The organism is Planctomycetota bacterium, assembly GCA_018242585.1.
GTDB lineage: Bacteria > Planctomycetota > Planctomycetia > Pirellulales > PNKZ01 > JAFEBQ01.
In genome coordinates this window covers 238,685-257,169 of sequence record JAFEBQ010000012.1, presented here as the reverse complement: position 1 = coordinate 257,169, position 18,485 = coordinate 238,685, and the positions used below count along the sequence as shown (strand labels likewise).

Genomic DNA, 18,485 nt, shown 5'->3' with positions numbered 1-18,485 from the left:
ATTGTTGTCAAAGCAGCCGATGATGTATCAGTCGTCCGGGCGGCCATCGCCGGGCGTGATTCGGACGCGAAGACTGCGAGTGCCTTTCTCAATTGTCACAGAAGGCTGCGACGGCACGTGCCGCACACGATGGTTGTTCGTGTCGCCAATGAAAACAGCCCCACTTTGGCTGACACAGATGCCGTGCGGGCGATCCATGTGCGCTGCCGTCGCGGGTCCACCGTCGCCGGCGTAGCCACGCGATTTGGGTCCGACTCCTGCAAAGGTCGAGATGGTGCCCGCGAGAGGGTTGATCAACCGGATCGTCTGATTCTCGGTATCGACCACATAGACCATCTCCCGGGAATCAACCGCGATTCCCTTCGGGCCATCGAACGTCGCTTCGAGCGGCGGGCCGCCGTCGCCCGTGAAACCCTTCTTGCCGGTGCCGGCCACGCGCTTCAGTTGGCCATCGACCAACGACATCGACCACACGCTGTTCCCTTCACGCAGGGCGATCCACAACGTGTCGCCGACGATGTACAACGCTCGCGGGCCAAAGATCGGCTGGCCGCGCGCCGGCTTGGACTCGTCGGGAAGTTTCTTGTCCCCCGTGCCGGCGATCGTTTCGACGATACCGGTCTTGGCGTCGACGCGGCGAATGCGATGGTTCAGGATGTCGGCGATGTAAATGTTGTCTTCGCGGTCGAGCGCGATGCTGTGCGGGCTGCTGAACTGGGCCTTGGTGGCCGGCCCGCCGTCGCCGCCGAAGCCCGCGCGGCCGGTCCCCGCCACGGTGGTGATAACGCCCGTCTGAACATCGACGCGGCGGACGATGTGGTTTTGCATTTCGACGAAGATCATGTTGCCGGCCCGGTCGAAGCGGACCTCGTACGGCTCGTTCAACGAGGCTTCGGTGGCCGGCCCGCCGTCGCCGGTGTAGCCCTTGCGGCCGTTGCCCGCCACGGTCGTCAGCGCACCGGTCTTGAGATCGACGCGACGGATGCGATGCGTGCCGACTTCGGTGACGTACAGCGCGCCGTCGGGGCCGACCTCGACACCGAACGGTTGGTCGATCGACATCTCGGTCGCCGGCCCCGTCGCGCCGTTATTCCCCGGCTTGCCGTTGCCGGCCACGGTGTCGATGGTCGCCTGCGTGGCGGGCGGCGCGGCCAGCGCCAGGCTGCAATACAAAACAAGCGATGCGCAGTTCATGGGGTGGTGACTCTGGAGTGCGTGAAGGTGAGCGATGGGAAACGATCTGGGTAGCCCCGACAACTCGTTGTCGGGGTTGCGCAGCAACAAGAGGCATCGTGGACGGTACGAACGCCGAGTGCAAGACCGCGAGCATTCTTCTTGTCGCTGCCGCGACCCAGCCAGCGAGCGGCTGGGCCAGCCGCCCTGAGTACAAGCCTTGCCCTCGTCCCTCTTGTCGCTGACGCGACCCGGACAACAAGTTGTCCGGGCTACCCGAGAAAGGGGTACTTATTCCGCGGCGTCTTGCTGCTCGTTCCAGCAGCGCTGGGCCAGCACGAGCGCCTCGGAGTGGGTGGCGACCTGGCCGTCGAGTTGGGCGTTGCGAACCGTTTCCAGCAGTTGCGCAAACCGCTTGCCGCCGGGCAGCCCCAGCTTAATCAGGTCGTCGCCGCTGATCAGCGGGGCCGGGTTCCACAGCTCGATCGGTTCGGCCAGCCGCCGCTGGCAGAACAAGATGTCATCTTGCACCGCGCCGAGCAATCGCTGCCGCGCGGCATGCCACTCGATCAACGCTCCGATGCACGGGTGCAGGAACAATCGCTGGACGCGCGACCAGGGCTGGCGGTCGGCACCAACCAGCGCGTGGCGCTGACGGACCAGCCACGCCATCTGATCATGTTCCTCGTTCGACAGTCGCCACCGCCGGCGCACGGCGTCGACCTGTGCCAAAGTGACGATTTCGCTTTCAACGATCGTTTCGGAAAGTAACACCCCCAGGACCAGCGGAAACGTCTGAATCTGCAACTCACCGATCAGGCGCAACGACTGCTGCCACGCCTCGGGCCGATAGGCCGCCACCTCGGGCAACAGCGACGCGAGCAGCTTGACATTGGCCAGCAGTTCGAGCCCCAGCACCCGGCGCGGCAACGTCAGCAGTTGCCGCATCTCTTGGGCGATGCGCTCGGCGCTGACCACCAGCACTTCGGTGGCCATGCCGCGAATGGCTTCGGCCGTCGTCGGGTCGATGGCAAAGTCGAACCGCGCCGCCATTCGCACGGCGCGCAGCATCCGCAACTTGTCTTCGGTAAACCGGGCCAACGGGTCGCCGATGGCCCGCACGCGCCGCTGCCCGATGTCGACAATGCCGCCGACATAGTCAATCACTCGCTCGGCGAGCGGATCGAAGAACAGGCCGTTGATCGTGAAGTCGCGCCGCTGGGCGTCCTGCTCGGCGTTGGTGAAGACCACGCGGTCGGGTCGGCGGCCGTCGCTGTACGACTCGTCCTGGCGAAAGGTCGTGACCTCGACGGTCCCCTGCTCGCGCGAACCGACGACCGCGATCACGCCGAACGAGGCTCCAATGGCCAGCGTGCGGCGATGGCCGAATACCCCGCGCACCGCGTCGGGCGTGGCGTTGGTGGCCACGTCGTAATCCTTAGGCGTGTGCGACAATAAGTGGTCACGCACACAACCGCCGGCCCACAGGGCCTCGAAGCCGGCCGCGCGCAGCCGTCGCACGATGTCGACGGCGAATTGTCGCTGAGCTACAGGCTCGGGCTGCATGGGAAAGTTTCTCGGGCTCAGGCTTCGCGACGGCTTGGCGAGCAGATAAAATGGCGACCACGCCCCGCCGCCACCGGCTTCGATCCCTTTACTTTAGTCCAGGTCAAGCAACGATGAGTGTACCCCAAGCCAGTGTCCCTTTGGAGATTGACTGCCGCGCGGTGAAAGAACGGCTGGACCGTGGCGAAAAGTTCTTGTTCCTCGATTGTCGCGAGCCGGATGAGCAGCGGACGGCCCAAATCGCGGGAACAGTGTTGATCCCGATGGGCCAGATTCCCCAGCGGTTGGGAGAGTTGCAGCCACACAAGCAGGGTCCGATTGTGGTCCATTGTCACCACGGCGGGCGGAGCCTGCGCGTGACCCATTGGCTGCGCCAGCAAGGGTTCGAGCAGGCCCAGAACCTGACCGGCGGCATCGACCGCTGGTCCCAGGAGATCGATCCGACAGTGCCAAGGTATTGAGCAGCGCCGCGGTATTGAGCAACACCAAGTTGTGCGGCACGAAATTTTGAACCGCAAAGACGCAAAGGACGCGAAGGGGAAAGAAGGCAATTTGAAACGCAGAGGGCGCAGAGAATCGCGGAGCAGGGACGTATCCCTTCTTCCCCTCAGCGCTCTCTGCGTTTCGTTTTCCCTGGATTTTCTTTGCGCTCTTTGCGTCTTTGCGGTTCCACTTCCTTTTTTTGAGGTCCGGGTGAGCCGCTGGCGCGAACTTGGCCGGGCTTGCGAAACTCTGGTTTCGTGGTAGGCTTTGTAGTTCCAGATTTGCCCAGGTTCGTCGATGGTAAGTCGGTCGCTGCATACGCAGTGCAGCGCGTACGATGGTCAAAGGACGAGCTCGCGGGCTGCCTGGTTGGGTAGCTCAGTTGGTAGAGCAATGGACTGAAAATCCATGTGTCGCCGGTTCAATCCCGGCCCCAACCACTGAAGAAAGCCGCGACTTATTACAGGTCGTGGCTTTTTTTATGCGCGGACGGATGACCGTCCCGCATAAAACCCTCATCCCCCGGTCGCGACGGCGGGAAGGGTCGGAGTGAACAGATTCTGAACCGTCGGAGTCAACTGGCGGGCCATGTTGATATAGCGCTGGGTCGTGGTGAACGACTTGTGCTGCATCAACTCTTGCAAGGCTTGGGGGGACAGTCGGTCAGCGTTCATCGTGGCGAACGCTCGCCGCAGGTCGTGAAACGTGTAGTCCCCCTTCGGCCCCGCCAGCTTGATCCCGGCCGCATGCTGAATCCGTCGGAACTGCTTATAGAGCGCTCCCCAAGTGTGGTTCCAGGGGAAGTAATGGGCGTCAAAGCTGGTCAGCTTGCAGAGGTGGTCAATCACGACCGGATGCAACGCCACAAGCTGGTCCCGATTGCCTTTGTTGTCTTCGGCAAGGGACAGGGCCGTCCCCGCTTCTAAATCAACGTCGCGGCGTTTGAGGGCCAACAGCGAACCGATCCGCCAGCCGGTCATGTAGGCCATGACCAGCAAGCCACGCCACCACTCGGCCGCAGGGTAGGGGCCATCGTCGGGACGCTTGGCCGCGTCGCAAGCCTTGTAGATGGCGGCGAAGTCTTCGGGCGTGACGTAGGTGGGGAGTTTCTTCCCTTCCCGCAGGAACTCAAACTCGGGCAACCGTGGCAGGTAGCCCCAGCGGTACGCCTTGCGGATGACGGCCCGCAGGTGCCGCAGTTCCTTGTTGACCGTCGCGGCCGAGACGTTGGCCCCTTCTTTGGATCGCTTTTCCTGACGCCGCTGGGCGACGTACTCGGCAAACGTCCGCGAATTGATGGCCTGCATGCGAACCGGGTTGATGATCCGGACAAAATGCTTCAGCGCGTATTCCGTGGCCTGTTTGGTGCCGGGTTCCATGACGTTCAGCACCTTGGCATCGTAATCGGCCCGGAAGTCCTTCCACGTCTTGCGGCTGACCGTCTGATACGTGCCGGTCAGCAACTCGGCTTCCGTCTTCTCTTTGAACTTGAACGCCGCATTCTTGCCCCGTGCGCCCGGGCCAAAGCCACGGCAACGCCGCTTGCCGTCGGGGTCGATCCAGCCGACGTACCAGGACGCCTGGTCGGACCCCCTTTTCTTGACCTGTTTCGAGTCTTGCGAAACCCATGCCTTCATTGTCTAGTCTCCTAAGTGAGTGCGCGGCGCAACGTGCGCCGCTACATGAGTTATACATATTGCTATTGCCCACAATCAATACACTTCGCTATTATTCTTATGGGAAAGAAAGCTGCGTCCAAAATCGACTTTGCCGCTGGCGATTTCGTCGTCCAGGCCAAGAGCTATTCGCGAAAGGAAACGGAGATGCTGGCCACGGGGCTAACGGCGGGGTTGCGAAACCTAATCCAAAACTGCGGGCGGTCGCAAAACCAGATTGCCCGTGATACCCATATTCCACAGCCGGTATTGAGCCGATTTGTGAATGGATCAAGCTTGCGAATCGAGACGACGGCTGTGCTGCTCGATTACTTCGGTTTAGAGATTCAACCGAAAGCGACGGCCCGGCGCTAGGGCCAACGTCCGTAGCCCCGTTGATCGGTAGTTATATTGTTCACCGGCTCGGGTACACTGCCCGTTAACGAAGTCCAACAACTCAGCCACCAAACAGGAACCCAAGGCACTATGCCTTAGCACAATTTAGCTCGAAACAATTGAATGACGCGCGAGCGTCAAGTTACTGCTTTCTGGAAATCCGCCAACCTGGGCCGCAAGGCCCTTGAAAGTAGAGAAGCAGTGCTTGGACCGCGCTCCCGAAAGGGGGCGTCGGCCAAGTGCTGTTCTCTACGCCCCTTGGCGGGGGCTCCAGGAGCGGCCTTGGTTCGACGCTCCTTTCGTTTTGGGAATCGTTCATTAACACCAGTGACGAGCGGAACATGGCAAACCGAAGCGGGCAGTACGGTCGTTCCAAAGGGAGTTCGTTCCTCAAAGGCTGTTTGGCAACCGTTGGTTGTTTGGGGGTGGTGGTCGCGGCCCTGGTCGCGCTCGTGGTTTGGATGGCTTTGGATCACCAAAAGCAAGCGTCCGAACTTGAAACCGCCAATGCGCTGTACGCCAACAATAAACGCGATGAGGCCGTCGCCAAGTATAAGTCGGCCTATACCGCAGCCCCCGACCAGGCGTTGATTCTCAAGCGCATCATCGAACACGAATTGAGCAACGGGCGTACGCAAGAAGCCGAACGCTGGATGAACACGGCATTCGAGCGCGGGGCGCGGCTGTCACTCGACGGCGCGGACGCCAACGCGCGATACAAAAAGATTGTCGCGGATGGCGAGAATCGCCGCGCTGAAGCGGCGCGGCAACAAGCTGCCGCTAAGAGTCAACAGTCAGTCGGCCAACTGAAAAGCAAAGCCATCGTAACTTCTCAGGATTACGTAAAAAAGTTCCTGCGCTACCCGCTTGATGCGCAGTTCCCTTGGGGCGGCGAATCGGCGAATGGTTACGCAGTCGAAAAGGGGGAGAACCAGGGGATGATCGTTTACAACGTGAGCGGGAACGTCAAAGCCAAGAATGCCTTGGGCGCGTCGCTGACCGTCCCCTGGAAAACGACGCTCAACTATCGCAACGAACGCTGGGAACTGGTCCTGTGCATGATCGAAGATCAGTGCGCCTACATGGACCCCGACCTATTTGCGGCCCTGACGAAAGTTGCCGAGTCGCTAGAGGGGAATGAGCCAGCCACGCCGCAGGCCAATGAACCCGACGCGGCTGCGCAGAAGCGGGAAGGCGAAGCGGCCAAGCGCAAAGAAGCCGAAGCAAAAAAGGCGGCGATGCAAGCAGAGGTCGAACGCCGCAAAGCGTCCGCCGAAAAAAACCGGCCCGTCATCGCGGCCAACTATCTGAAGATTGCCAAGTCGTTCCAAGAAAAGGGGGACAACGAAAGCTACAAAAGCTGGCTTCGCAAGATCGTGAAGCAGTACCCCGAAACCGACGCGGCGAGCGAAGCAAGATCATTGCTCGGCGAGTAAGTCCCTAGTGCCACTTGGGAAGAAACACTTCAGCTCTGACGCAGACGATGCACCTGGCAGCCTAGTAGTTCTTCCATAGGCATTCGACCTCTCGGGCTTTGGTCTTGCCGCCTGCAGCATGGTTTGCGATGTCGATGTCGATACGGTTCCATTCGGCGTATAGCTCATCGTAGAGTTGCGAAGGGTAGCCGCTCACAATTGCCTTCGACTTGCAGTTGGCCAGTGTTGACGCCAACTCGCGATGCTGTTCATCGCTCATTTCCACGCCGTAAACATCGGTTCCACCTTTGCCCCGAGTCGAATGAACGTAGGGCGGATCGCAATAGATCAACCCTTCTTCATGGTCAAATCGCTTTATCGCTTCGCAAGCTGGCTGGCAGACGATTTGTACCCTTCTTAACCGTTCGATAACTTGCGGCAACCCTTCGATCGCAGACCACCAAGCGTTGACGTCGCCAGCCATTCCGCCTCTTGCTCTGCCAGTGGTGTAGCTCCACGATTGCCCTTTGCCACCAAATGATTGTCGCCATCGCACAAAATCACAGATGGCTTTATCGAGTTCTGTCGCTCCTTCGGGATACCTCTTCGAGTCGTTGAACTCGACCTGCGAGTACGGCATGAGTTGTACTTTGGCTAAGAACTGATCGCCGTCGTCGCGTAACACTCGAAACAGCCGAGTGATTCGCTGATCCAAGTCGTTGTATGTTTCAACGTCTACGGGACGCTTGTTGAGCAACACCCAAGCCCCGCCGCCAAAGGGCTCTAGGTAAACGCGATGGGTGGGAAATAGCCCAATGATCTTGTCAGCAAGGTAGCGTTTTCCTCCGTACCACTTGACCGGCGAACGGATCATTTGTTCAGTGCTCCATTGTTTAGCTGGCAGGTGTTGCGGGTAGCGATGGCTAATTCTTGTGCTCAACGCTCGATTCGTCAATACCAGGGCTTGTCGCGCAACCACTTAATTTATAATAAGTTCCGATGATTTTTTTCTGTTGCCGTGAACCAATGTTTGACGTATAGTATCACTAGTAGTACCATATCGGGCATGAGTGACCACAAACTTTGCCCATGTCGTTTTCAGATTCCTCTGGTTCTGAACGACGGCAGCGAAACTCCAGAGAACGATCTAGTCGCCATCTTTGCCGCAATGCGGCGACAGTTTGGCGGCTGGACGGTTTTGGGCCAGCGTGATGGGGTCTGGGAAGGGCAGGCGGAGCCATCCCTGTGGATTGAAATTGCAGTCCCAATCGCGCGGGTGCCGGAACTGAAAGAACTGGTTTACTCCATTGGCAAGCGACTGAAGCAAAAAGCAATGTACTTTGACGCCCCGTTGCCGACGGTCGAAATCTTCCCCATCGAACACGGCGACGATGAACCATCCGAGGAATCTGGAAGTCAAAAGGAGCCAGAGGACCGACGAGCAGCAGGGGAGGGAGGTTAATACGATGTCACTCGAAACAAAAGCCAACCAAGTAATTCAAGCGGCCAAGGCGATTGCGGATCGCTCGACGTCTTGGGCTGATTTTTCTAACGAGCTTTATGCGCCCGGCGGCGTGTTTGTCATTGCATTTCCGGACGAAATGCAACGGCAGGCATTTATTGACTCGCCGCAGTGCAAGGAGCTTGACCAGATTTTTGCCAGCGTCATTTCCAAAACAGGAGTGGTGAAGGGCAGCAAGCCAACAGATAAAAGTGGCAAGTTCATCGTTCGTATTCCTAAGACCGTTCATTACAAGCTTGATATTGAGGCAAAGCGCGAAGGCGTGAGTCTTAATCAGCTTGCCGCTTGCAAGCTTTCGATTCCGTTTGGAAGTTCCGGCGAATTAAAGCGAGAACTGGTAGTTGATGCCTTCAATGCAGTGCACGGAGGATATTCAACGGATTGGGTCATAGTTGAGCGCGCACTTAATAATGCTTTCTTGTCGAAGTGCAGCCAGCTTGGTCTGACCGAGAATGCATGGGTGCTGAACCACACGTTGATGAACATTCGCAAGACGGCCAAATACAGTGCAAGGCTAAACAAGGCGACAAAGCGAAGCGGCTTTGACGATTACGATGGCTATGCGTTTGCTGCGGAAATCGCAATTCGCATCTTGCAGCGGACAGAGGGGGTAACGCTGGACAGGGTCTTGTGTGATCCGCAATTGCGAGATCAGTACGAACAAATTGCGGTGAGAATTGCCCCAGGGACGTTCTCGTTGAAGCTTCTTTGTGCAGCCCTGAATCTGCGGAAAACTCACCGTCTAAAGCCCGTGGACCGTAGCATTAAAGAATACGATCTGGTAGCTGCAGGACCCCTGAAGCGAGTTGATCTTTCGACGATTGCGGCTATGCCTGGTGGATATGCGCTCTATGACCACTCACGGCCCATTTTTGCTGGCGAAACGGAGAATCTCCATAAGCGAATTGCGATCCATGCTCAGGCGGGGTTGGCAGACTGGCTAGACGACGATTGCGGAAAAGGACTGACCCTCAAAACACTAGTCCTTCCTTCCGCCAAGAGGGACATTCGGTTGTCGTGGCTTACTTCGTTTATTAATGCTGAGCGTCCGCTTTTGAATTATCAAATTGCGGCTTAATCATTTCGAGGCTGCACTGCGGTATTGCCGTAGTGCAGCCTTTGTTAGCCGAGAACGAAACTAGCAGAAGCTTCCCAGCGTTGTGCAGCGGCAATTGATGCGCTGTTCCCCCGGCAAGGTAAAATCGCCGGGCCAGCGGGCCGGGTAGCCCCCGACGTTGAACGTGTCGTTTACGTCGACCGTTGTGCCGCTGATCGTTTCATGGGCCAGCCGCGTATGGCCGTCCAGCACGGCCAGCCATTCCTTCCCGGCAATCAAGCCGCCGCGCCGCAACTCTTCGTAAACCGCTTGATGACCTGCGTTCAAAGCGCCCGTCGTTTCGGTGCGCGCGATCGTCAATGCCCGGGCGCGGGCGGGCAAGCCGCCAAGCTGTTCCCGAATCTGTAACTGAAGCTGGTGGTGACTGAAGCCGTCTTCCAGGCCGTGGCGCAGGATCGTGGCCAAGCGGGCCGACGTTTCGGTCTGGATGGCCCGCCAGTACGGTTGCTGTTCCAACTCGGCCACAAACTGGCGAATTGCAGCCACAACAAAGTCGGGCAAGTCGACAGCCAACGTGGGGCCGAAGGGGAGATTCTGTTGCGTTGACTTGTGCCCGTCATCTAGTTGCCATTCCAGCACCGCGCCCGTCGTCGTCAAGCGGAACAATTGCGGATGGACCAGCCGCATGAGCGCGGCCAGTTCCTCAGGCTCGCGAAAGACTTGGGGGACGATGCTCGGGCCGGGAACGTGGAACTGGGCGACGGCATCGGCAATGCGGGCCGCTTGGCTGGCAAAGTAGTCGGCTAGCACGCGCGCAAAGCTGCGCTCCCCCGCGCCGTGGACGCGAAGCCAAAGCGATTCCCGAATACTGCGGCGTGCCAGCGTAGCGGTCATTTTAAGAGCCAGCGCGCGGACTACGGCAACGGTTGCATCGTCACTGGGGACAACGCCACGTCGAATCGGTTGTCCGCCGCCAGGTTCAACACTTGCACCCGGTATTCGTTGAGCGTGGCCGCGCCGTACTTCAACGCCACTTCCCAATCGGCGCGACGCTCTTCCGGATCGTCGGCCCGACACGGTTCCAGCCACGCCACCAGCTTTTCACCGGGCGCGGCGAACTTGTGACCGACAAAGCCGGTCAGCGTTTGCCCCATCAATTCCAGCAAAGGATTGATCGTCGATGAGCAAAAGATTTGTTCCGCGACGACAGCTTGGGCGCGGTTGGCCCCTTCAATCTCGCCGACGATCAACGGATTGACGCCAAACGCCTGCATGATGCGCGACTTCGTTTGCTTGCCGCTGTCCAGAAAGTCCATCTCGCGTGGCGCGGTTGTTAGTGGCTCGATTTTTTCAATCATGCCGTCCAGCAACAGCGGCCAACCGTAGTTCATGGCCCCCTGGTAATAAGACTTGATCGCTTCGGTGACTTGCTGGCGTTGCTCGGGTTCCAGGACCGGGCGCACCCCTTTGCCGCTGATCGCATCCGTGACACTGCCGACCGTAATCGCGAACTGAGGGAAGATGCCATTGCGGAAGGCGCGGTATTGCGAGTTCTGCAATTCTTCGTCAGCCGACACCGCCAAAGCTTGCGTTTGCAGGGGGCTGGTCCAGCCAAACGGGTTGCCAGGATCGGGGAGGCTGAAGTAGGCCACGTCTTCCCCGGGCAAAATGACTTCGCTTGCGCCACCGAACGGGCGCAGGCACCACGCGCCGCGCATCGGGTCGACCGGTTCGATCCAATGGGCGGGAATCGGCCAGATTTCGTTTCCCCGGGGTGACGCGGCCAGCCACCAATGGGCGCGGCCGGTCAGTTCCAGGCTGGCGACAGTGATAAACAACAGGGACCAGCGGACCATGAGTTCGTTCGGATCGTCCAGCGCGCTTAGCAACGGGTGCGCGGCCAGCGGTTCCAGTCGGTCCCCCAACGCCTTCAGGCCGCGTGGCAGCGCCAAGCCCTTGCGGCCAGTCACCGGGGCGTCGGTCACGCGAGCCACGTAAACCGATTGCCCCGCGACGCGCTGGGCGATTGCCCGCACGGCGCAATAAGTCCAGCCGCGAAAGTGCCGGTATTGTTCGGCCGCTTGCATGATGCCGGGCCGATAGAGGGCCGAACCATTGGGCTGGTTGACCAGGAATTGACCCGCCGACGCGCTGGCGGTCTTGCGGCAACCAGCGCGCAGACGGTCTGCAAAGCTTAGCGCATGGGTCAGGGAGTCGTTCACCGGCGGCCCCCTTCGGCGTCGGCTATGGCGCGGGCATAGGCGGCGGTTTCGGCGTGAATGCGTTCCCGGTCCCGGGCAATGACCGCTGCCAGGGAGTCGATTTCGGCTTGCTGCACGCGGGCCACGCGCCGTTCGGCGTCCAACGCCGCCTGGGCGTCGGCAAGCTGGCCGCGCAACTCAGCCACTTGGGCCAGCAAGGCGCGCACCGCTCGCGAAGGCATTCCTTTCCCAAATAGCCAAGCCATGATCGTTCCCCACGTCGCGCCGTTCTATTAATAGAACGGGCCGAGTTAGGAGGCGGGCGCTTTAGGAGATACTCCCGCCCCCTAACTGTTCGGCTAGCGATGTTCCAACAGTTTTTGCATCAACTCGTTTTGGCGCTCTAGCGCCGCTGCGAGTCGGTCAATCGGGTCTGGCTGTTTGATGGTCAGAAAATCGGTCTGCGGCGTCCCGGGAAGCGATTGGGGAAACGTCCCCCTGGTCAGCTTGGCCGCGCCCGATTCGACGATGCGGCGCAGCCAAAACAGCCACGTCGCCGCGCTCGCGCCCGCGAACGTCTGGCGTTCGGGGCCGATTTTGCCCAGCCGTTCCAATCGCTCGCGTAGCGGCGCGTGCTGCGGTTGGCGTAACGGTTCGGCCAAGTAGGCTTCCCCTTTGGCCAGGTCGATGCCCAACACTTGGCCGGGAATCGGTTCCGGCCACTTGTTGAACAACTCGGCCGCGTCTTTGTCGTGCCGGGCCACTTCGCGAATGTCAAAGTGTCCCCGCACCTTGCGGCCTAGCGGCTGAAAGTGGAGCGGTTGCAGCACTTCGACTTCAATCAGGTCACAGGTTTTTGACATTGGCTCCCCCTTAGCTTTGCGCCGTGGTCATCTTGGCGAAGGCGTTGGCGTCGATGCCGCGACCGCCGTAACGGCCACGCACGACCAGCAAGACGGTATTGTTCAACGCCAGTTGCTTGCCTTCGGTGACAAACCGCACTTCCTGTCCCATCCGCCGATAGAGGCGATAGCGCGACAACGCGCCAAAAAAGACAGTCGAATTGGGAATGTCGTTTTGCACGTGGTAGGGGTGTTCGAGCATTTGGTAGCTCTGTTCATCCATGCCAAAGACGCGGCGTTGATCCGACGGGCTGACCGCGATGCCCCGGGCGCGACGGTAGCTGAGATCGTTGCCGATAAAGGCGCACCGCATGGCGGGGTTGCGGTACTGCTTACCGACCGCGAACATCAACGATTCGTAGTCGCTGACCGTCGGCGGACCACCCGCGCCGTTGACCGATACGACCGAAGCAATCGCGGAAGCATTGGCCAAGCCTTGCGGTTGGGTCGTGCCATCCCCCAACACAATCACGCCGTCCAGTTCGGCCAGCATGCGTTGGCCAATGTTCTCGGCCAGCGTTTGACCGATGTTCACCGGCGAGTCGGACATTAAGTCGCGGCCAAACTCCAGCGCGCAGGAAACCGGGAACACCGACGTATTCAAGTCGCCGACGATCGAATCGGTATCGAACTCGCTCATCGCGGTTCCTTCGGCGGTCCCCCAAGCGACCGTCGGATTGCCGACGCTGGCGGCCTGAACATTCACGCCGCGCGGCATATCCTTCAGGTCGATGAACGGGAAGAGTTCGCCGTTCAAGAGGGGGAACTGCACGACCATTTCGTCAAACCAAACGGGGTTCAATTCCAATCCGCCGCTGGTGTTGTCGCTAATCAGCGTTTTGACCCGCTGGCCTGACAGTGACGCCACGTATTCGTTGCCGAGTTGGCCGCACCAGGCGTCCTTCTCAAAACATTCGTCCAGCAACGATCGTTCATGTTCGTTCAGCGGCGCGCTGACCCCGGCGCGATTGGCCAGGAACTTGAGATAAGCGCCCGCCTTGGCGTATTCGAGCTGGCTGGGTGTTTCGATGTGCTGCCCTTGTTCGTTCAGGACCGGCAAGCCAGTTTTGGCGTGTTTGCCCACGTGCTTGACCGTGGAGTACGCTTCGCTGGCGTCCTTCACGCGGACATTGCCCGACGACTTGAATACGTCGGCCGGGGCTGGTCCTTCGCGCGTCAAGTCGGCCAACGTCGTGACCGGCAAGCGGCCCTCTTCGATAGCCGTGAGCGCCGCTTTCTTGAATTGCTCTTCGCTGCATTGGGTAGTGACGCCAGGGTGGTGTTCCACCAGCCAAGCCTTGAGTCTTGGAGTGAGTTTCATGGTAGTTCTCGCAAGGGAGACGCGCAGTGATCCCCTGGGCGCATCAAGCGAATGAATCGCGACGCGCACGTTCAGAGGCACGCTATTGACCACGTGGTCAAATCGCGGGAACTACGGGCACCACACAAGTGGGCCGTGATTGGTCGTGGTGTTCGCCCCACGTACCCGGCTCGCTGCAAGAGAAGCGAGCGCGAATGCCGTTGCGGCATCGGCATGCCGCGTACCAGCACCTTCACTCTCTGAACTTCTCGTTCCACAGTCAAGCCTAAAACCATAATTGCGTTCGACGACGCGCAGGGCTTTCAAGTCGGCCAGCAAGTCGCTTTGGCGAAACAAATCAATCTGATGTTCTCGAAACGCATCGAGCGTAGCCCGCGCCATCGCCATGAGATTCGAGCCGCTGAACGGAATCGGTTCCGTCGGCAAGTTCGCCTTGTGCAAGCGCTGTAACAGGAACTCGGCCTGCCACGGATCGGCGGCGAGCGTCACCAGTCGAAATTGCTTGTGCAGGCGCAGCAACTCGGCTTCCACGTCTTCGAGTTGCACCCGATGACCGGGCATCGGCCGCCAAATGCGCACCGCCGCCAGTTGCAAGCGGCCTGTTCCTTCGTGGTAATGGGCGTCTAACTCGGGAAGAACCGCGCTGGGCGTGTCGTCCAGGTCGTCTAGGGCCTGAAGCACGCGGTTCCGTATCGTCCGCTTGGGTCGCGGCTGGCGTTCGGTCCAGCCGACGTGCTTGCCCAGCACTACCAGGGCCGAAGCATCGCGGGCCAAGCCCAAGTCGAGGCCAGCAACGTAGGCAAAGCCGCGTTGCGGGCCGTTGGGCGGGCCACTTAAAGTCAAAGCCGCGCGCACGTCGCCATCGTCCAGGGCATCTCCCGCGCCGTCGCTCCAATGATTAAGCCACAAGCGCCGATACGCCTTGGCGGGCAACAGTCGCTCTTGTTCCGCCAGACGATCCGCCGTGATCCAACTGGCTTGAGGACCGTCGAGACGATGGAAGTGCCAACGCGGATCGGTGCGGACGGCTTCGCGTGTCTCGAATTGCCAACTGTCTACCCAACCAGCGTTCGTAATGACCAGCAACAGACACGACGCGCGCTTGGCGGCCGACGAAAACAAGCTGTCCCATAGATCGCGATTGGCCCAATGGGTCAGTTCGTCACAGATGATAAAGTCGGGCGTCAAGCCATAGCTGGTCGGGGCATCGCTGGTCAGAATCGCTAACTCGCTGCCAGTGCGGCGGTTGACGATGCGGTCGCGTTGCACGTCCAGCAATTCGCCCAGCCACGGATTGAGCGCCGTCAGCTTGGCCACGGCATCGCGCAGCAAGCGGGCCTGGTCCTGATCGCCAGCGGCGCAGACGCCCGCCAAGCGGCGTCTGCTGGCAAACAGCGCCCAACTAATCATCGTGGCCAAGTCGGACGTTTTGGAATGACCGCGCGGACGTTCCAGCCATGCCCGTAAACAGGGGGGCGAAACATCGTGCCCGACCACGCGCCGCCATGCGGGGTCGAGCGCCAGAAAATCGCGCGACTGCCACGCATCCAAAGCGTTGCCCAGCCTGACCGGGCCGTCGTCGGCGTCGATCAGCAACGCGGCACGGAAGGCCGCAGGATCGTTTTGGAAGGCAAGTAGGTTCATTCGTCGGTTTCGCCTTCGCCACGCTTCCACCAGTCGTCGGTATCTTCGGTCAGACGCTTGGCCACCAGCTTTTCAAACAGTCCTAACTTGCGTTCCAACGAAATCTGGCCCTGCACAATCAAAGTTTGGGCTTGCTGTACGTCGGCAAAGCATTCGGTCAGCCGATGCAGGTTGTCGCAAATGGCCAGCGCCGCCGCCGTAACTTCAGCAGTGATAAACTTTTTGATGATCGCTAAATCTTCCGGGGCAAGCTTCACGTATTCGTCGTCGGCCATCGTTGGCACTCCGTTCTATTAATAGAACCGCGCTAGTTCGGTTCGGTCGCTTGCGGTTCGCCTTCGCTGGGCGGGTCGCTATACAGCGCGTCCAGCACGTTCAGCGGCTTTTCCAGCCCCAGCGCCTTCAGGCACTTGTCGCGTTCGGCCGATGACCGGGCCACGTCGCGGCTGTAGGCAAGCCGCTGGTCAGCGTTCATTGCAACGCCTTCCAAACGCAACCAGCGTTGCGCTAACAAAGCATGCTGTTCCCAACGGCAAGCGGTTTGAATGAGCGCGGCATCGTAAATCGACAGTTGGCCCTTATTGGTCACGACAGCGGCCTCTAAAGCGCGCTTCAGCCCTTTAACGAGCGCTCGCACCCAACCGCAGCCTCTGGGCAAGTTCCCGGTCGCTAACGCGGCAGTCAGGCCCGATCGAATGCTGTTGCCGTTACCCTTGGGCGCACCGCCTTTACTACTGCCCTTTGGCACCTGATCGAGGGACGGATGCGGGTTTGTCGCGAGGGCTTTCATAACTTCAGTCCGCTAGTTCAGTTGCGTGGCCCGAACAATGGATTCCCAATCCGTTGATGGCCGATCCGGCATCGTCGGTTCTCTGGAAAGTTTTTCGTTCACTCTCGGCCAATCACTCTTCTGGTCCATACCGCACCCAATCACGGGCACTTAGCCCGATCAGCTTTTGAATTAGGTCTAAGCACGACTCAGCGGCGGACGGTGTGTTGTCCATCCGTGGCCGACGATTCGCAGCGGCTGTTGTGCCCGACCGGGGTGCATGGGTTGGCGTTGCCCGGTTTTGAACCGCTGTTATCGCCGTCGGGGGTTGCGAATCCCTTCACGGTCGCCGTACTGCGGCGCTTTCCACGCTTGGCATATCGGCCAAGCTCCGTTGCAAGTCTTCCAGCCGCCAAGCCGCGTGGGTCCGGTCGGAGCAACGTAGTCTGCTCGGCATTGTTTGCCGGTCGCCGACGTTCGCGGACTTTCTTGCCGTTGTGCAGCATGGTAGATTTACAGTTGTCGTGTTTAGACTTTGGCCCGCGTTTGGGATGCCACCCCGACGCGGGCTTTTTTCGTTCTATTAATAGAACCAACTCAGGTTCCGGTTCGATTCTTTGCCAAGTACGCGGTCAGGTCGTCGTGCGAATAACGAATGCGATTGCCGACGATCCTTGATGCTTGAATGCGGTTGCGCCTTCGTTCGTCGCGCAGCACGTGCCTATTGATTCCCAAGAGGCGAGCCGCTTCGGCCTCAGAGTAGGCCAAGCGTTCAACGGCGGGCTGATTGAGTTTGAGCCCAGCCAGGACTTCGCGAGTGACCAATTCGACGATCGGTCGCAACTCGTTTTGATCTATTTTGATTTCGGCCATCGCGCAAAAAAAGCCGCAACACGGTAATAGGTTGGCCAACCACAAGAGCGCAACTGGGCCAAGTGCTGGCCCGGCTGTCTCCTGATCCCTTGACGGGTGGTGGTTTTAGCGAATCTGTTACCGGGTAGCGGCTTGGGGAGGCCGATCGAATTGTTAGGATGCTGCGGCGATTTCCTCCTGAATCGGGGTTTTCAGTTTGGTAATCGCTTGCTGAATCACTGGCAGGTCAAGGCATACCAGGGCCACGCTACCGGGCTTGCGCGTCGAAAAGACGGCATCGCCCCGGGCAATGAACAGTTGCTTGGGCGTCGCGATTAGGTAACGCTCCCCAGCCGCAAAGCGGCGTTCCAGGTTGGCACGCTGAAGAAAGCGAACCGCCTTCAAAATGGTTTCCGTTCCAAAGCCGCGACGATACAGGTAAGAGCAAACCGAAATCGTGAGTACGTCCCGGGCAGAATACAGCCCTTCGGACCCTGAATTAGCCGCTGGCTTGATCGAGGGGCGAATTGCCCACTGCCGCAGCAAGCGGTACAAGGTCGAGTAAGGAACGTCGACCAGCTTTGCGATTTCAGGAAGAATGAATGCCACGACCGCGCCTCGTTCTCATTGCGAAATTATCATTCGCACAATTCCAACCCTAGGCAGTGAGAAAAAAGAGGCAAGGGCGAAAGTTTTAGAGAGAGATAGGGACCAAAGCTTTGCGGTATCCTGTCCCGCATGCTTCCCGCATTGGTCCCTCTCGTTTGAGGGTTACATGAACTCTTCAGTCGACTACGGCCATACGGCGCAAGTGTTGGCTGACCAAAGCGGTAAGCGTAGTCCTGGCGCCGTATGGCGTAGCCCTCAGTCGAGACTGAAAATCCATGTGTCGCCGGTTCAATCCCGGCCCCAACCACTTAGAATAGAAGCCGGCGTCGAGCACAATCTCGACGCCGGCTTTTTTTGTGCGCCGAGTTCTTTTCAGAAGTCAGATAGGGTTGCTCACCTGCCAGAACTTAAGGATCGCTCATGGCCACCATCCGTTGTCCATTTTGTCACCTCGATTTTGATGAGTCCGCGTTTCCTGCTCATCAAGCACAGCACCTCAAGTTGCGATCCGATGGACAGCATACCGACTACGTTTCGTTACCCCATGAGGAGCAAGTTGCAGGTGATTTGTCGGGCGTCCCGACCGTGTATGTGCATCGAAGCTGCGGTGTGCAGACCGTCATGCCCGAGAAGATTGTTCGCAGCTATCTCGCCAATCCGTTTCTATATATGTCGGACAACACGTACTGCTGCGGATGCCAAACGCATGTTCCGTTGGGCCAATGCAACTGGACAGAAACGGGCGAAGACCTGCAGCTTTACATGAACCGGCTTCGCGCCGACAAGCGGCCGGCACCGCCGCGCGACTGGTTCAGAGTATTCCTGTGGCTCATGGTAGGTCTTCTCGCGTTGATTGTTTTCGCGGGTGTAGTGAAGTCGATACTCGTGAGTTAGTCTCTGGTGTCAGATAACCCGTACCT

Annotated in this window: 20 protein-coding genes and 1 tRNA gene; 7 read left to right on the top strand and 14 right to left on the bottom strand. The window is 59.3% G+C overall.

The genetic code is table 11. The features are described 5' to 3' along the window. Nucleotides 1-27: 27 nt before the first annotated feature. Both JSS27_07275 and JSS27_07270 read right to left on the bottom strand, forming a co-directional pair. Nucleotides 28-1,194: a hypothetical protein gene (locus tag JSS27_07275; protein ID MBS0208738.1), complete on the bottom strand. Its 1,167-nt coding sequence runs from the start codon at nucleotides 1,192-1,194 to the stop codon at nucleotides 28-30. Between the two features lie 270 nt (nucleotides 1,195-1,464). Continuing rightward, entirely contained in the window at nucleotides 1,465-2,739 is a 1,275-nt protein-coding gene (locus JSS27_07270; GenBank protein ID MBS0208737.1) for a CCA tRNA nucleotidyltransferase, read from the bottom strand. Between the two features lie 113 nt (nucleotides 2,740-2,852). Here JSS27_07270 and JSS27_07265 point away from each other — a divergent pair, with 113 nt between their 5' ends. After that, on the top strand, nucleotides 2,853-3,200 hold the full coding sequence (locus JSS27_07265) for a rhodanese (protein MBS0208736.1): 348 nt from the start codon (nucleotides 2,853-2,855) through the stop codon (nucleotides 3,198-3,200). A 389-nt stretch (nucleotides 3,201-3,589) separates the two neighbouring features. Then, a tRNA-Phe gene (locus JSS27_07260) sits at nucleotides 3,590-3,662 on the top strand. 75 nt (nucleotides 3,663-3,737) lie between these two features. Here JSS27_07260 and JSS27_07255 read toward each other — a convergent pair. Beyond that, nucleotides 3,738-4,859: a site-specific integrase gene (locus JSS27_07255; protein MBS0208735.1), complete on the bottom strand. Its 1,122-nt coding sequence runs from the start codon at nucleotides 4,857-4,859 to the stop codon at nucleotides 3,738-3,740. 45 nt (nucleotides 4,860-4,904) lie between these two features. Between JSS27_07255 and JSS27_07250 the strand changes: the two genes are divergently transcribed. Together JSS27_07250 and JSS27_07245 are read left to right on the top strand one after the other, a co-directional pair. Next, nucleotides 4,905-5,252, top strand: a complete 348-nt coding sequence (locus tag JSS27_07250) for a helix-turn-helix transcriptional regulator (protein MBS0208734.1) — start codon at nucleotides 4,905-4,907, stop codon at nucleotides 5,250-5,252. A 362-nt stretch (nucleotides 5,253-5,614) separates the two neighbouring features. Further along, entirely contained in the window at nucleotides 5,615-6,709 is a 1,095-nt protein-coding gene (locus JSS27_07245) for a hypothetical protein (GenBank protein ID MBS0208733.1), read from the top strand. Between the two features lie 61 nt (nucleotides 6,710-6,770). Here JSS27_07245 and JSS27_07240 read toward each other — a convergent pair whose 3' ends face one another. Beyond that, nucleotides 6,771-7,562 carry a DNA adenine methylase gene (locus tag JSS27_07240; protein MBS0208732.1) on the bottom strand — a complete coding sequence of 264 codons (792 nt, stop codon included), beginning with the start codon at nucleotides 7,560-7,562 and terminating at the stop codon, nucleotides 6,771-6,773. 192 nt (nucleotides 7,563-7,754) lie between these two features. Between JSS27_07240 and JSS27_07235 the strand changes: the two genes are divergently transcribed. Both JSS27_07235 and JSS27_07230 read left to right on the top strand, forming a co-directional pair. Beyond that, the gene (locus JSS27_07235) at nucleotides 7,755-8,150 is read left to right on the top strand and encodes a hypothetical protein (GenBank protein MBS0208731.1); all 396 of its coding nucleotides are present in this window, start codon (nucleotides 7,755-7,757) and stop codon (nucleotides 8,148-8,150) included. 139 nt (nucleotides 8,151-8,289) lie between these two features. Continuing rightward, complete coding sequence (locus tag JSS27_07230) at nucleotides 8,290-9,288, top strand: toxin-antitoxin system HicB family antitoxin (GenBank protein ID MBS0208730.1); 999 nt, start codon at nucleotides 8,290-8,292, stop codon at nucleotides 9,286-9,288. Between the two features lie 60 nt (nucleotides 9,289-9,348). Here the strand turns inward: JSS27_07230 and JSS27_07225 are convergent, their stop codons facing one another. The 10 genes from JSS27_07225 to JSS27_07180 all read right to left on the bottom strand — a co-directional run bounded on the left by JSS27_07225 (nucleotide 9,349) and on the right by JSS27_07180 (nucleotide 17,565). Then, nucleotides 9,349-10,161, bottom strand: coding sequence for a hypothetical protein (locus tag JSS27_07225; protein MBS0208729.1), 813 nt, complete (start codon nucleotides 10,159-10,161; stop codon nucleotides 9,349-9,351). A 20-nt stretch (nucleotides 10,162-10,181) separates the two neighbouring features. After that, entirely contained in the window at nucleotides 10,182-11,489 is a 1,308-nt protein-coding gene (locus JSS27_07220; protein ID MBS0208728.1) for a phage portal protein, read from the bottom strand. Further along, complete coding sequence (locus JSS27_07215; protein MBS0208727.1) at nucleotides 11,486-11,734, bottom strand: hypothetical protein; 249 nt, start codon at nucleotides 11,732-11,734, stop codon at nucleotides 11,486-11,488. The genes JSS27_07220 and JSS27_07215 overlap by 4 nt, the downstream gene beginning before the upstream one ends. Before the next feature lie 93 nt (nucleotides 11,735-11,827). Further along, complete coding sequence (locus JSS27_07210) at nucleotides 11,828-12,331, bottom strand: hypothetical protein (GenBank protein ID MBS0208726.1); 504 nt, start codon at nucleotides 12,329-12,331, stop codon at nucleotides 11,828-11,830. Nucleotides 12,332-12,341: 10 nt separating this feature from the next. Beyond that, nucleotides 12,342-13,691 (bottom strand): phage major capsid protein, encoded by a 1,350-nt coding sequence (locus JSS27_07205; protein ID MBS0208725.1) that lies wholly within the window; start codon nucleotides 13,689-13,691, stop codon nucleotides 12,342-12,344. A gap of 111 nt (nucleotides 13,692-13,802) precedes the next feature. Beyond that, the gene (locus tag JSS27_07200; GenBank protein ID MBS0208724.1) at nucleotides 13,803-15,335 is read right to left on the bottom strand and encodes a hypothetical protein; all 1,533 of its coding nucleotides are present in this window, start codon (nucleotides 15,333-15,335) and stop codon (nucleotides 13,803-13,805) included. Further along, nucleotides 15,332-15,610, bottom strand: coding sequence for a hypothetical protein (locus JSS27_07195; protein MBS0208723.1), 279 nt, complete (start codon nucleotides 15,608-15,610; stop codon nucleotides 15,332-15,334). The genes JSS27_07200 and JSS27_07195 overlap by 4 nt, the downstream gene beginning before the upstream one ends. Nucleotides 15,611-15,642: 32 nt before the next feature. Continuing rightward, the gene (locus tag JSS27_07190) at nucleotides 15,643-16,125 is read right to left on the bottom strand and encodes a hypothetical protein (GenBank protein ID MBS0208722.1); all 483 of its coding nucleotides are present in this window, start codon (nucleotides 16,123-16,125) and stop codon (nucleotides 15,643-15,645) included. 576 nt (nucleotides 16,126-16,701) lie between these two features. Further along, a complete protein-coding gene (locus JSS27_07185) occupies nucleotides 16,702-16,977 on the bottom strand; it encodes a helix-turn-helix domain-containing protein (GenBank protein MBS0208721.1) in 276 nt (91 codons plus the stop codon). A 153-nt stretch (nucleotides 16,978-17,130) separates the two neighbouring features. Next, a complete protein-coding gene (locus JSS27_07180) occupies nucleotides 17,131-17,565 on the bottom strand; it encodes a hypothetical protein (GenBank protein ID MBS0208720.1) in 435 nt (144 codons plus the stop codon). Between the two features lie 420 nt (nucleotides 17,566-17,985). Here JSS27_07180 and JSS27_07175 point away from each other — a divergent pair, with 420 nt between their 5' ends. Then, entirely contained in the window at nucleotides 17,986-18,459 is a 474-nt protein-coding gene (locus tag JSS27_07175; protein MBS0208719.1) for a hypothetical protein, read from the top strand. Nucleotides 18,460-18,485 lie beyond the last annotated feature (26 nt).

Bases quoted from the DNA above. Each gene is read 5' to 3' on its own strand.
- JSS27_07275 (MBS0208738.1), bottom strand. From the start codon at position 1,194: ATGAACTGCGCATCGCTTGTTTTGTATTGCAGCCTGGCGCTGGCCGCG.
- JSS27_07270 (MBS0208737.1), bottom strand. From the start codon at position 2,739: ATGCAGCCCGAGCCTGTAGCTCAGCGACAATTCGCCGTCGACATCGTG.
- JSS27_07265 (MBS0208736.1), top strand. From the start codon at position 2,853: ATGAGTGTACCCCAAGCCAGTGTCCCTTTGGAGATTGACTGCCGCGCG.
- JSS27_07255 (MBS0208735.1), bottom strand. From the start codon at position 4,859: ATGAAGGCATGGGTTTCGCAAGACTCGAAACAGGTCAAGAAAAGGGGG.
- JSS27_07250 (MBS0208734.1), top strand. From the start codon at position 4,905: ATGAGTTATACATATTGCTATTGCCCACAATCAATACACTTCGCTATT.
- JSS27_07245 (MBS0208733.1), top strand. From the start codon at position 5,615: ATGGCAAACCGAAGCGGGCAGTACGGTCGTTCCAAAGGGAGTTCGTTC.
- JSS27_07240 (MBS0208732.1), bottom strand. From the start codon at position 7,562: ATGATCCGTTCGCCGGTCAAGTGGTACGGAGGAAAACGCTACCTTGCT.
- JSS27_07235 (MBS0208731.1), top strand. From the start codon at position 7,755: ATGAGTGACCACAAACTTTGCCCATGTCGTTTTCAGATTCCTCTGGTT.
- JSS27_07230 (MBS0208730.1), top strand. From the start codon at position 8,290: ATGCAACGGCAGGCATTTATTGACTCGCCGCAGTGCAAGGAGCTTGAC.
- JSS27_07225 (MBS0208729.1), bottom strand. From the start codon at position 10,161: ATGACCGCTACGCTGGCACGCCGCAGTATTCGGGAATCGCTTTGGCTT.
- JSS27_07215 (MBS0208727.1), bottom strand. From the start codon at position 11,734: ATGGCTTGGCTATTTGGGAAAGGAATGCCTTCGCGAGCGGTGCGCGCC.
- JSS27_07210 (MBS0208726.1), bottom strand. From the start codon at position 12,331: ATGTCAAAAACCTGTGACCTGATTGAAGTCGAAGTGCTGCAACCGCTC.
- JSS27_07205 (MBS0208725.1), bottom strand. From the start codon at position 13,691: ATGAAACTCACTCCAAGACTCAAGGCTTGGCTGGTGGAACACCACCCT.
- JSS27_07200 (MBS0208724.1), bottom strand. From the start codon at position 15,335: ATGAACCTACTTGCCTTCCAAAACGATCCTGCGGCCTTCCGTGCCGCG.
- JSS27_07195 (MBS0208723.1), bottom strand. From the start codon at position 15,610: ATGGCCGACGACGAATACGTGAAGCTTGCCCCGGAAGATTTAGCGATC.
- JSS27_07190 (MBS0208722.1), bottom strand. From the start codon at position 16,125: ATGAAAGCCCTCGCGACAAACCCGCATCCGTCCCTCGATCAGGTGCCA.
- JSS27_07185 (MBS0208721.1), bottom strand. From the start codon at position 16,977: ATGGCCGAAATCAAAATAGATCAAAACGAGTTGCGACCGATCGTCGAA.
- JSS27_07175 (MBS0208719.1), top strand. From the start codon at position 17,986: ATGGCCACCATCCGTTGTCCATTTTGTCACCTCGATTTTGATGAGTCC.